The organism is Pseudomonas sp. 58 R 3, assembly GCF_900006605.1.
In the GTDB taxonomy this organism is placed as follows: domain Bacteria; phylum Pseudomonadota; class Gammaproteobacteria; order Pseudomonadales; family Pseudomonadaceae; genus Aquipseudomonas; species Aquipseudomonas salomonii.
The window spans coordinates 120,733-132,879 of sequence record NZ_CVTT01000087.1; the positions used below are offsets into that span (position 1 = coordinate 120,733).

A 12,147-nucleotide genomic window follows, 5' to 3' on the forward strand; every position below is an offset into this window, starting at 1 on the left:
TCGACAGCGCTTCGGCCACCACGCTCAATTGCAGTGAAATGCTCGCCAGCCCCGAACGCGCGAAGATTCTGGCGGTGTGGCATTTGCTGGAGCTTGCCCGCACCACGGTGGATCGCTCAATAGAGTGCCTGAAACCCACCAAGGCAATGGCATAAACGCGGTAAAAAATGTGGGAGCGGGCTTGCTCGCGAATGCGGTGGGTCAGCCACATATGTGCTGACTGACACTGCGCTTTCGCGAGCAAGCCCGCTCCCACAATGGACCTGCTGAGTATTTGAGTTCTTTGGAAGCACATCGCATTAAACGGAACAGTTCTCGACAACTACGCCCACATAAACTTGTTATAGCCAGCCGCAATAATTCACCAAACAAACTTCACGTTGTTGAACTCAACTTGTTACTTGCAACGGTCATCACCAACAGCTTCTTGACGCCGCCATAAAAGCCATACAACTAATTGTAAATATTGAATAATCACCGCTAAACCTTCTCCTCTAAAACGCCCTTTTCAAACTCCCTTGCGCACAAACTTGCAAAACAACCACAACCGGCTACGTTCATGAATACCGTGAAAGCCATCAGCCATTACGCACAAAACCTGCCCGCCAGGTGAGGGGTTTTATTGCTCTAAAAACAGCGCCTGACACAGACACGGAACTCAAGTCTCAACACTCAAAAGGGATGCTTTGATGAAGCGCAGCCGGTGGTATCGTGCGTTCACGAAAAAGGGCCCAGCCGAACATTTTTGGCTGTCATTGGTGTGCTTTTCTGTACTGGTGATTGCCAGCTTTCTGTTGTTTGAACAACAGATCCAAGACTTCCTGATTCACCTCAACCTCTACCAACCGTCCACGCCTGCCCAGGTATTCAACCTGGCGCTGCTGCTGATCGCCCTGCTGGCGCTGGATGTGGTGCTGCCCGTGCCGTCGAGCATGGTGGCGTTGCTGGGGGTGGCCATGCTCGGCAGTGTCGGCGGTTACCTGGTGATCTTTATCGGGCTGTGCCTGGGTGCAGGCTTGGGGTATGCGTTGGGCGCCGGTTATTTTCGTTTGCTGTCCGGCCGCCTTGGCTTGCATCAGCGCTCGCCCGGGCAGTTGGCGTACCGCTTGGGCACGCTGTCGTTGATTTGCCTGCGCGGTGTGCCGGTGCTGGCGGAAACCTCGGTGGTGGCCGCCGGAATGCAACGCTACCCGCTGCGGGCCTTTTTGCTGATCACCACCTTGGCCAATGCCGGCCTGGCGCTGGCCTACACGGCCATCGGCACCTTCCTGATCGAGCAGAATTCATTGCTGGTCACGGTGCTGGCCAGCATGGTGTTGCCGCTGGTGTTTGTGGCGATTTACAGCCTGCTCAAACGCAAGCCCAGTGAGGACCAGCCCCTGCGTGGGCGGTTCACGGTCGCCTATGACTACCCGGTGATCTTCACCGACCACCTGTTCGACCCGCTCAACCCGTGCCTGCACCACCAGCTCATCACCCAGCACCCTGCGCCGGTCACGGTAATGGTGTTCGCCGATGAGCAACTGCTGCACAGCGCGCCTGCGTTGCGCGACCAGATCGACGCTTACTTCGCGGCCCATGCCGATCTGCGGTTGCTCGCCGCGCCTATCGCCGTGCCCGCCGGTGAACTGAGTAAAACCTCAGAGGTGTTGCAGCAACTCTACAGCGACATGCTGCAACACGGCCTGGACCGGCATTGCTACGTGCTGGCCCTGGGCGGCGGTGCAGTGCTGGATGCGGTGGGTTACGCCTGCGCGACTTTCCACCGGGGTATCCGGCTGATCCGTATTCCCAGCACAGTGCTGGCCCAGAACGATGCCGGTATCGGCGTCAAAAACGGCATCAATGCCTTCGGCCAGAAGAACCTGCTCGGCGCGTTCTACCCCGCCACCGCCGTGATCAACGACTTCCAACTGCTCACCAGCCTCACCCGCCGCGACCAGATCGCCGGGCTGGCCGAGGCGGTGAAAGTGGCGCTGATCAAGGACGCCGCGTTCTTCCAGTGGATGGAAGCCAACGCCAGCGCCCTCGCCCACTTCGACCACGCGGCCAGCCGCTATGCGATTCGCCGTTGCGCCGAACTGCACCTGGGGCATATCACCGGCGCCGGTGACCCGTTCGAGCGCGGCAACGGTCGCCCGCTGGATTACGGGCACTGGGCCGCGCACAAACTGGAAAACCTCAGCCACCACCGGCTGCGCCATGGCGAAGCCGTCGCCGTGGGCATGGCGCTGGATGGGCTTTACGCGAACGCACTGGGCCTGTTGAGCGATTCCGAAACAGAGCGGGTGATGAGCCTGCTGCACACGCTGGGCTTCAACCTGTGCCCGCCGGAGTTGAGTGTGACCGATGCCCAGGGCCGCTCGCCGCTGTTGCTCGGCCTGGAGGAATTTCGCCAGCACCTGGGCGGGCAACTGTCGATCCCCATGCTCACCGGCATCGGCCAATCGGTGGACCTGCATGCAATCGACAGCGCAAAAATGCACGCGGCGCTGCAACGGCTGGCGGCCCACAGCAACCCGGCACTGCCTGCCACCGAGGGCTACGCGCGATGAGCCCGATGAAAACCTGGATGACCCTCGGCCGCGTGTCCAACCTGCCCACGGTGTGGACCAATACCCTGGCCGCCGCCCTGCTCGCCAGCAGCGCCGGCGCCCTGGCGCCGCCGTCGTCGCTGGTGTGGGGGCTGCTGTTGATCACACTGTCGCTGCTGTACCTGGCCGGGATGTTCTTGAATGACCTGCTCGATGCCGACTGGGACGCGCAACACCACAACCCGCGCCCCATCACCCTGGGACTTGCCAGCCGCCAGCAAGTCGGCGTAGCCACAGCCTTGCTGCTGGTGTTCGCGGCAGCGGCGGTGCTGGGCCTGAGCCGTTTGATCGACACGCCGCATTGGCTGCTTGGCGGCGTGGTGCTGCTGGTGGGCTGCATTTTCGGCTACAACCTGCTGCATAAAAAATATGCCCACAGCGTGTGGCTGATGGGCGCCTGCCGCTCGGCGCTGTACCTCACCGCCGCCGCCAGCCTGGCGGTGCCGCCGGAGCCGATCTGGCTGTGCGCGATGCTGCTTGGCGCGTACATCAGCGGCCTGACCTACCTGGCCCGCCAGGAGCATCGCAACCAACTGATCAGCCGCCTGCCACTGCTGTTGATGCTCAGCCCGCTGGCGCTGGCGTTCTACTCCAGCAACCTGTGGTTCTGGCCGGTATTGCTGCTGTGGCTGGGCTGGTTGGGCTGGCATTACTGGAAACACCTGGCCCACCCGCAACAGCGCCAGGTGCGCGCGTTTATCGGCGCAGGTTTGGCCGCGCTGCCGTTGTTCGATGCGCTGGTGCTGGCGGTGGCGAACCAGCCGTTGGGCAGCCTGGTGTGTGTGCTGGTGTTTTTCCTGCTTCCCCACTTTCAGCGCTGGATCAAGCCGACATGAACATGCGCCCGGACTCTCTCGCCGACCTTCGCTTGAGCCTCACTCAACAGCTGGATGCCACGCAACTGCAGTGGTGGCTGCAGGCGCATGCACAGCTAGAAGCGCAGCCGCTTGCGTCCACCGTGGCGCTGCTGAGCGGCCAGTGCAAGCGCCAGTTGCCCGCCGCTGTTGTCGCGCCAGCCCGGGCACTGCTGATAGCCAAGGCACTGGAACACACGCCAACAGACGATCACCTGCCGCTGCTGCGCCAACTGTTCCGGTGGGGCGACGATCAGGAAAAAATCGCCCTGCTCAGCGCCCTCGACTGGCTCGACCGCGACGGGCTGTGCCTGGAGCTGGCGTTGCAGGCCGGGCGCACCAGCAACCCGCAGGTATTTGCCGCGCTGGCCCTCGACACCGCCTACCCATCACGTCATTACCCGGAACGCGCCTTTCACCAGCTAGTGCTCAAGGCACTCGGCATGGGCCTCGACATCGGGCGCCTGGCGAACCTGGCCCAGCACCATAGCGTGAACCTCAACCAACTGGCCCTCGACCTGCTCGACGAACAGCTCGCGGCCTCGCGCACCGTATCCCCAGGCTTGCCCAAAGCGATCGCCTTTGACCTGCTCAGCCCGGCGCAATTACAGCGCCTGCGCGGCCTGCGCCTGCCGCCCGAATGGCACGCCTACCTGAACTGATGCACATCGCCTTCCCTTGACGAGGATTCACCATGCTCAAGTATTTCGATCCGCATATCCATATGGTCAGCCGCACCACCGACGACTACCAGAACATGGCCGCCGCCGGCATCACCGGGGTGATCGAGCCGGCGTTCTGGCAAGGCCAGGCGCGCACCAGCCTGGGCAGTTTCGTCGATTATTTCGACACGCTGCTGGGTTGGGAACGCTTTCGCGCGAGCATGTTCGGCATCCACCACTTCTGCACCATCGGCCTGAACCCCAAGGAGGCCAATGACCTGTCGATTGCCAATGAAGTGCTGGAGATTCTGCCGCGTTATCTGGTCAAGGACGGCGTGGTGGCGGTGGGTGAAATCGGCTACGACGACATCACCCCCGAAGAGGACCGCTTCCTCGCCGCGCAACTGGAACTGGCCAAGCAATTCAACCTGCCGGTGCTGGTACACACGCCGCATCGCGACAAGATCGGCGGCACCAAACGCACCCTCGCCGTGATCCGCGAAGTGGGGATTGCCGAGCACCTGGTGATCATCGACCACCTCAATGAGCTGACCTTGCCGCTGGTGCTCGACAGCGACTGCTGGCGCGGCCATTCGATCTACCCCAACACCAAGATGTCGGAGCAGCGCATGGTCGCGTTGCTGCAGGAATACGGCACCGAAAAAATGGTGGTCAACAGCGCGGCGGACTGGGGCATCAGCGACCCGCTCAAGGTGCCCAAGACCGGCCAGGCGATGCTCGCGGCCGGGTTCAGTGAAGCCCAGGTCGAACAGGTGCTGTTCCATAACCCGGTGGACTTTTTTGCCCAGAGCGGCCAGCTCGACAAAGCCCTGGTGAGCACGCCGCTGCCCATCGACCAGCGCAAGCAATGGCAGGAAAACTCGGCCTTGCGTGGCCAGGACCCGGTGGTCAAATGAGCGCCGCCAAGGGCTGGACGGCCAGCCAGATCGGCTATTGCAGCAATGTGCACCCGGCCCGCGACCTGGCCGCGCTGCGCGCCTCCATCACCGAGCATTTTCAGGGTGTGCGCACCTTGCGCGGGCTGGAGCAACAAGACAGCGGCCTGTGGATCTGCGCCCAGGCGGCGGCGCAATTACAGCACGCCTCGGCACGCACGCAGTTTGTGCAGTTGCTAAAGCAAAGCGGCGTGCGCCTGACTTCACTGAACGGTTTCCCCTACGGCGACTTCCACAAAGGCGCGGTGAAAGCCGAGGTGTATTTGCCCAGCTGGGCCGACCCGCAACGGCTGGCTTACAGCCTGGACCTGGCGCACATCCTTGCCCACGCCCTGCCCGACGATTGCCGCCAAGGAGTGATTTCCACGGTGCCGCTGGGCTATGCCGCAACCTGGAGCAAAGCGCGGCAACTGCGCGCCGATGAACACCTCAGCCAACTCACGGAGGCACTTGCCGATCTGCAGCGCAAAACCGGCAAGAACATTGTGTTTTGCCTGGAGATGGAGCCCGACTGTGTGCTGGAAAACACCGAGCAGACCCTCGCCTTCTTCCAGCGCCGGCAGGCCATGGACCCGAACCATGCCTACCTGGCGCTGTGTTTTGATGTGTGCCACCAAGCAGTGATGTACGAGGATTGTTATCAATCCCTGGACCGGCTGCGTGCGGCCGGCGTGCCGGTGGGCAAGGTGCAGCTGTCCAACGCGATGATCTGCCACTTACCGCCCGACGATGCCACGCGGCGCGAAGCCGTGCTCGACACCCTCGCAAGCTTTGCCGAAGCCACCTACCTGCACCAGGTCAAGGCACTCGATGCACAGGGCGGCCGTGTGGCCTGGCCCGACCTGCCGGCGGCCCTGCAGGCGTGCGCCGGGTTCAACGAGCTGCGCATTCACTTCCATATCCCGCTGTTCAGCGAACACCTGCTGTTGCCCGAACTGCGCGGCAGCCAGGTGGCCCTGGCCCAGACCTTCGACTACCTGGCCGCCCACACCGAGTTTCGCCCGGTGCTGGAGGTGGAAACCTACAGCTGGGGCGTGCTGCCCGCGCAACTGCGGCCCACCACGCAACAGGCGCAGTTGGAAGGTATCGCCGCTGAGTTGCGTTGGGTCGAGGGCCAATTGCGCCAGCGCAACCTGCTGCAATCCTTGGTGCAGGAGGCGTATGCCGATGCGCTCTGAGCAACCGCTGCTGCTGATCAATGTGGTCGGGCTGACGCCGTCGCTGCTGGGCGAGGCGACGCCGCAGATCAACGCGCTGCTCAAGACCGCCAAGCTGGCCAGCCTGCAACCGGTGTTCCCCGCCGTGACGTCCACGGTGCAGGCCTCGATCCTTACCGGAGCGCCGCCGTCGCAGCATGGGATTGTCGGCAATGGCTGGTACGTTCGCGACCAGGCCGAAGTGCGTTTCTGGCTGCAACCCAATGCGCTGATCCAGGGCGAAAAGGTCTGGCACACCCTTAAGCGTGAAATGCCGGGCTTTCGCTGCAGCCAGTTGTTCTGGTGGTACAACATGTACGCCGATGTGGACGCCTCCATCACCCCGCGCCCGCATTACCCGGCCGATGGGCGCAAGCAATTTGGCCTGTATTCGTCGCCGCCCGGTTTGCATGAGCAGATCGAGGCGCAGATTGGCGAGTTCCCCTTCCACGGTTTTTGGGGGCCGGCGGCGGGCATCGCGTCGAGCCGCTGGATCGTCGAGTGCGCCATGGCCGAGTTCCAGATCAGCCGGCCGCACCTGCAATTGATCTACCTGCCCCACCTTGATTACAGCTTGCAGCGCGTGGGGCCTGAGCACCCGTCGATTGCTGATGAAGTGCGCGCCATCGACCACGAAGTCGGGCGTTTGCTGGCCTTCGCCGAGGCCCAGGGCGCGGCGGTGATGCTGCTGTCTGAGTACGGCATCGAAGCCGTCGCGCAGTCGGTGTCGATCAACCGCGTGCTGCGCGCCGAAGGCCTGTTGCAGGTGCGCCAATCCTTGAGCTGGGAACTGCTCGACCCCGGCGCCAGCGCGGCGTTTGCGGTGGCGGACCATCAGGTCGCGCATGTCTATGTAAAGCACGTGCAAGACATCCCTCGCGTTAAAGCCTTGTTGCAGTGCCAGCCCGGCATCGAGCAGGTGCTGGACAAGGCCGAGCAACGCGCCTGGCAGCTCGACCACCCCCGCAGCGGCGAGTTGGTGGCCGTGGCCGCTGCCGGGTTCTGGTTCGATTACTACTACTGGCTGGATGAGCGCAAAGCGCCGGATTTTGCGCGCACCGTGGACATTCACCGCAAGCCCGGCTACGACCCGGTGGAGCTGTTTATCGACCCGGCCATTCGCTTGCCCAGGCTCAAAGTGGCGCGCCGCCTGCTGCAAAAAAAGCTCGGTTTTCGCTACTACATGGACCTGATCCCACTGGACACGGGGCTAGTCCGTGGCAGCCATGGCCGCCTGCCCACCAGCACGCAGACCGGCCCGCTGCTGATCACCAATTGCGACCTGGCGTTGCCGCAGCAACTGGCGGCGACGGCAGTCAAGCAACTGCTCCTGGAGCACTTCCTGGGGCGCCCTCACCTCGAACTGGCGAATGCCAAGGAGCTTTCATGCGGCGAGCCTTATCGATAACGGTCCTGAGTGCCCTGGCCGGATTGGCCCAGGCACAGGACACCAACCCCTTCGACTGCAGCAACTTTTTGCAGTTTGGAGGCAATCTCGACGCCACCCGGGCCGCCTTCACCCAAGGCCCCGACACCCTCGCCTGGAACTGGTTCGCCTGCCTGAACCAGCCCGCCGGCGCGCAAAGCCCTGACCGGGTCTGGGAAACCCTGAAACCGTCGGACCAGGTCTACCTGCCTAACGGCGCCCAACCGCTGCCCTACGGCCAAAGCGTGCCACCACCCGCCGCCGTGCTGACCCAGGCCCAGGCGATGGGCATGAACCCCAACCGCATCTTGCATAACCTCAACGCCACGCAACAGGTGGACGGGTTGATCCTGCAAATGGGCGGCCAGGTGCCGGCGGCCGAAAAAGGCCAGGCAGTGCGCTTCCAACTGCTGATGGGCCAGGACACCTTCAACTACATCCTGCAGCAGAAGGTTTACAACGTGAATGGCCAGGCCGCACTCACCAGCGACCTGAACTTCCCCTCCACCGCCTGGGAGCTCAAAGCCGCGTGGCTGTGGATCGGTAACGACACGGCCTACCAGCAACAATTGGCCAGCCAGGGTTATTACATCGCCCAGGCCTATTACCAACAGGGCAAGCAGTATCAGGTCGGCTATGCGGCGCTGAGCGGCTTGCATGTGATCAACAAGCTGAACCCCGATTGGGTGTGGACCACCTTCGAAAACCGTAACAACAGCCAGTACACGGTGACCAACGCCGCCCCCGCCGCGCCCATGACCAACAGCACCGGGCCAACAGCGGCGGCGCAGCCGGTGAACACCACCTTCCAGGCCCAATACCCGGCGCTGGCGCAGTACGAACTGATCGGCGTGCAATCCAACACCACGCCAACGTTACTGGCCAACTCCCAGCTGGAATCGGCCTTCCAGAGCCAGTCTTCGTGCTTCGCCTGCCATGGCACCGCCGCTTACTCGCCCAAGCAGGGCTATTTCAATTTCGCCTTGAACAAAGACGGCGGCATCGTCTACCCCACCGCGCCGCTACCCGCCTCCGACTTTGTCGGCTACCACAAACTGGACTTTGTCTGGTCGCTCAAACGCGCCCAGTGGCAACGCTAAGGAGCCTCACATGAGCGTCTTGAATTTCCCGCGTATCTACCTGGGCGGCCATATGTTCTGGAACCCGCCGACCGCCAACAACAATGACATGTACCCGCTGTACGATGCGGTAAAAATGCAGATGAACTGGCCGTTCCTGAAGGCCTTCGACATCACCCCGTTGAACGCCGCCAGCACCTTGCTGCCCTGGACCATCGCCCCGCTGCCGCCCGCCAGCGTGCCCGATTACGTGATGCAGGTGCCGGGCAACGCCGCGCAGTTGACCACGCCGATGATCCCTGGCGAGTGGAACCTGTTTGGCGACAATGCCTGCGGCACCGTGAGCTACAACCAGACCCAGTCGGTGATCACCGGCGGCGAGTTGCCGGGCGGTGGTTATGTGAGCCAGGACCCGCTGATCAACCAGAGCTTCCAGCTGCTCGGCAACCCCTTCGGCGGTGCGCCGAGCTCGCCGGCGAGGTTTGTCGACGTGAGCCCGTGGCAGAACACTTTTACCGCGCTGTACTTCGACAAGCTGGTGCTGGGCAATGCCGCGTGCGGCCTGACGCTCAATCGCCAGTTCCGCATGCTCGACCGTTTCCTCAACTTCAACTGGGCCAACCTCGGCGGCCTGGCCTACGTGACCACCACCTGGCAAACCTGTTTCCCCAAAGAAAACCTGGAATGGGTGATCGGCAATTCGGCCTTGCTGCAAAACCTGCAAACCCAGATGGCGCAGCAAAATGCCAAGGGCTTGATGTTCCGTTTTTCAACCTACCTGACGTGCTACGACAAGAACGGCATCCTCAACAACTACCCGCCGATCGACACCCACTCTTCCAGCGCCGCAGCCCAGGCCCAAGTGCAGGCCATGTACCAACAGGGGCTGGATAACGTCGGCGATATTTTCTTCAACCCGGCCTATAGCCGCACGGTCGGCACCCTGGGCCTGTGGCTCGACGATGAGTTCCCCACCGCCCCCGCCGGCCGGCGCCTGGTGCCGGCGGGCGCAGTGCCCATCTACAAGACCTCGCCAGGCACGGCCACCCAGGCGCAGCTCGGGGTAATCTCGGCGCAGGCCCACGACGACACCTTGTCGCTGGACCTGGGCAATGCCTTCCCGTTCTACCCGATCGACAAGACGGCGGACATCCCGGTCGCGGCCAAATTCCAGGCGGGCAATTACCAGATCGGCATCCGCCAGGGCACACAATTCAGCCCGCTGGCCAGTTTTGGTTATGACGATTATCAACAGGCGGCCTTCGACAAACGCGCGGGCATCCTCGACCTGCCGCTGGGCGTGGACGCCCAGGCACTCCTGCAAACCGGCACCCTGGAATTGCAACAGCCCGGCACCACGCCCGTGATCGCCGCGACCCAGCAGATGTGGACCGCCGAAGTGGTCGAGAGCGCCAGCTTTATCGACGTGGGCGATACCAGAACCCTGCAGGTGATGGTGCAATACGACGGCCTGCCCGCGCCCGCCGGCACCACCTTGTGGGTGGCCGAATACGGCAATGCCTACATGCTGTGTACCACCGATTATTACCTGGCTTTCAGCAACGCGGCGAACTTCACGCTGTTTAACAACGACCCGGCCAACCTGACTAAAAACAGCGCCAATTGGCCGCAATTCCAGGGCGCAACCCCGCTGCGCAGTCACGTGACCGAGGGCACCGGCCGCCAATTGATGGCCACGCGGCTGGCGGTGTCGGCCGATCAAATGACGCCGGTGACCTATCAGGAGTTCTTACCGACACCTGCCGCCGTCGCCTTAAGCCCAACGCTCACGTTCGCCAACCCAATCGCCATGCAGGGCACTTTGCAAGACCCGCTCAACAGCACGGTGCAATACAGCCTGGCGAAGATCCAGACCGACGCCAACGGCATCGCCAACCTGACCGTTACGGCCCAGGCGCCGGGTTTTCCGACCTTGCGTTTCTTTGTGCAGGAAGGTCAGCAGGCCCCGGCGATCCCGTTCAGCTTCCCGCTGCCCACGGCCTTCACCGACTTCCTCGCCCCCCTGCGCGTGCTGCCGCTGGAGCCGCAGTTGCAGCAGAACTTCGTCGACGCCTGGAACCTGATTTATCAGCGCGAAAACGCCGGCCAGCTGATCTGGGAGACCTTCATCTATCCCTACATCCTCCAGCCGTTCTATTACCTGTACCCGATCATGAGCAAGTTCATGCCGCTCAATTCCTTGTCGCGCATTGAGGGCGCGGTGGACCAGCTGATTGTGTTGATCAGCAAGCCCTATCAGGAAGAAAGCACCCTGGCGATGCCCATCACGCGGGACATGCCGCAAAGCCGTCGAGCCGTGCTGGAGCTGTGGGCGAACGCCCTGGTGAAATGCAACTACCCGCCCGTGCAATTGAGCATGAGCGACTACCACTAAGCCACACACAGGAGCGCGGGTAGCCTGACGGCTGCCCGGCACCCCACAGGAGTGCCCCATGAACACCCGCCTTTTGAGCCGACTGTTGCTGCTGCTTGTGTTGCTCAGCCCCGCCGTGTTTGCCGCCGACGACAGCGGCGCCGTGTACTTCACCAATGGTGTGCACAACAGCGAAGGATGTAATGCGCAGAACGGCAACTGCATCGCCAAACGCATGCCCGGCGAGCCTTCCGATCCGTTTTTCCCGGCGCAATGGATCAGCGACTGGACCATGTACCGGGTCACCAACAACTACGCGAAAAACCCGCCGCCCTATAGCAATCCACCCTCAACCCTCACACCTGCCGACTACACGGTCTCGCGCGGGACGAGCTATTACGACACCACGTACATCCCGCCGGATGGCGACGGTTTCGGCGCGATGATGGAGCACTACGAGAAGTACTGCCTGCCGATCTTTCCGATCAAGAACAACAACTACACCTGCTCGTTCGTGTCCCTGGGCAACAAGGCGTACTTTTTGACTTACCCGCAGGACCGCCCGAAAGACATGCCGGCGTGCTGCATGTTTTCGCCGATGAACCACCCGCCGCGCCAGGACTTTATCGAGCATCTGCCCTACAGCGCCGAGCGCAGCAAAAACCTCAACGCCAGCGTGCAGGCCTATGCCCTCGACCTGCAATCACCGGCGGGGCCGATCCTGTTTGGGTATGCCTTTAACAAGCGCCAGACCGGCGCACCGCCCTACCGCTCGCCGCAGTCGTTCTTCTTCTCCGGGGACACCAGCGTGGCCAATGCGCCGATCGTGAGCCAGAACTACACCAACTTCCGTATCGCCAAACCCGACCCGAAACAGACCTGGGACCAAGTGGCCGCCATGTGCCCGTCCAACCCGCCGCCGTGCCAGTTGTTCGAGCCGCCGGCGTCCCGGAGCAACGGCCATAAGGCGCAATGGAACCAACTGATGCAGCGCAAGCCTTGAGGA

9 protein-coding genes are annotated in these 12,147 nt (G+C 62.5%); all 9 read left to right on the forward strand.

Going from position 1 to position 12,147, the window contains the following annotated elements:
- Positions 1–689 precede the first annotated feature (689 nt).
- Genes BFP92_RS29320 through BFP92_RS29360 form a run of 9 tightly spaced genes read left to right on the forward strand, consistent with a single transcriptional unit; the run spans position 690 to position 12,144 of the window.
- Positions 690–2,555, forward strand: a complete 1,866-nt coding sequence (locus BFP92_RS29320; RefSeq protein ID WP_065932165.1) for a 3-dehydroquinate synthase — start codon at positions 690–692, stop codon at positions 2,553–2,555.
- A 5-nt stretch (positions 2,556–2,560) separates the two neighbouring features.
- Positions 2,561–3,430 (forward strand): UbiA family prenyltransferase, encoded by an 870-nt coding sequence (locus tag BFP92_RS29325; RefSeq protein ID WP_065932166.1) that lies wholly within the window; start codon positions 2,561–2,563, stop codon positions 3,428–3,430.
- A complete protein-coding gene (locus tag BFP92_RS29330; RefSeq protein ID WP_065932167.1) occupies positions 3,427–4,110 on the forward strand; it encodes an EboA domain-containing protein in 684 nt (227 codons plus the stop codon). Before BFP92_RS29325 ends, BFP92_RS29330 begins: the two co-directional genes overlap by 4 nt.
- Positions 4,111–4,142: 32 nt before the next feature.
- Positions 4,143–5,027 (forward strand): TatD family hydrolase, encoded by an 885-nt coding sequence (locus tag BFP92_RS29335; protein ID WP_017136539.1) that lies wholly within the window; start codon positions 4,143–4,145, stop codon positions 5,025–5,027.
- Positions 5,024–6,244, forward strand: a complete 1,221-nt coding sequence (gene eboE / locus BFP92_RS29340; RefSeq protein WP_065932168.1) for a metabolite traffic protein EboE — start codon at positions 5,024–5,026, stop codon at positions 6,242–6,244. Before BFP92_RS29335 ends, eboE begins: the two co-directional genes overlap by 4 nt.
- Entirely contained in the window at positions 6,234–7,670 is a 1,437-nt protein-coding gene (locus tag BFP92_RS29345) for an alkaline phosphatase family protein (protein WP_122528399.1), read from the forward strand. The genes eboE and BFP92_RS29345 overlap by 11 nt, the downstream gene beginning before the upstream one ends.
- Entirely contained in the window at positions 7,649–8,788 is a 1,140-nt protein-coding gene (locus BFP92_RS29350) for a hypothetical protein (protein ID WP_065932170.1), read from the forward strand. Before BFP92_RS29345 ends, BFP92_RS29350 begins: the two co-directional genes overlap by 22 nt.
- A 10-nt stretch (positions 8,789–8,798) precedes the next feature.
- Positions 8,799–11,162, forward strand: a complete 2,364-nt coding sequence (locus BFP92_RS29355; RefSeq protein ID WP_065932171.1) for a hypothetical protein — start codon at positions 8,799–8,801, stop codon at positions 11,160–11,162.
- A 58-nt stretch (positions 11,163–11,220) separates the two neighbouring features.
- On the forward strand, positions 11,221–12,144 hold the full coding sequence (locus BFP92_RS29360) for a hypothetical protein (protein ID WP_065932172.1): 924 nt from the start codon (positions 11,221–11,223) through the stop codon (positions 12,142–12,144).
- The last annotated feature ends 3 nt before the right edge of the window (positions 12,145–12,147 follow it).

Coding starts and splice junctions, on each gene's coding strand:
- BFP92_RS29320 (WP_065932165.1), top strand. CDS start 690: ATGAAGCGCAGCCGGTGGTATCGTGCGTTCACGAAAAAGGGCCCAGCC.
- BFP92_RS29325 (WP_065932166.1), top strand. CDS start 2,561: ATGAAAACCTGGATGACCCTCGGCCGCGTGTCCAACCTGCCCACGGTG.
- BFP92_RS29330 (WP_065932167.1), top strand. CDS start 3,427: ATGAACATGCGCCCGGACTCTCTCGCCGACCTTCGCTTGAGCCTCACT.
- BFP92_RS29335 (WP_017136539.1), top strand. CDS start 4,143: ATGCTCAAGTATTTCGATCCGCATATCCATATGGTCAGCCGCACCACC.
- eboE (WP_065932168.1), top strand. CDS start 5,024: ATGAGCGCCGCCAAGGGCTGGACGGCCAGCCAGATCGGCTATTGCAGC.
- BFP92_RS29345 (WP_122528399.1), top strand. CDS start 6,234: ATGCGCTCTGAGCAACCGCTGCTGCTGATCAATGTGGTCGGGCTGACG.
- BFP92_RS29350 (WP_065932170.1), top strand. CDS start 7,649: ATGCGGCGAGCCTTATCGATAACGGTCCTGAGTGCCCTGGCCGGATTG.
- BFP92_RS29355 (WP_065932171.1), top strand. CDS start 8,799: ATGAGCGTCTTGAATTTCCCGCGTATCTACCTGGGCGGCCATATGTTC.
- BFP92_RS29360 (WP_065932172.1), top strand. CDS start 11,221: ATGAACACCCGCCTTTTGAGCCGACTGTTGCTGCTGCTTGTGTTGCTC.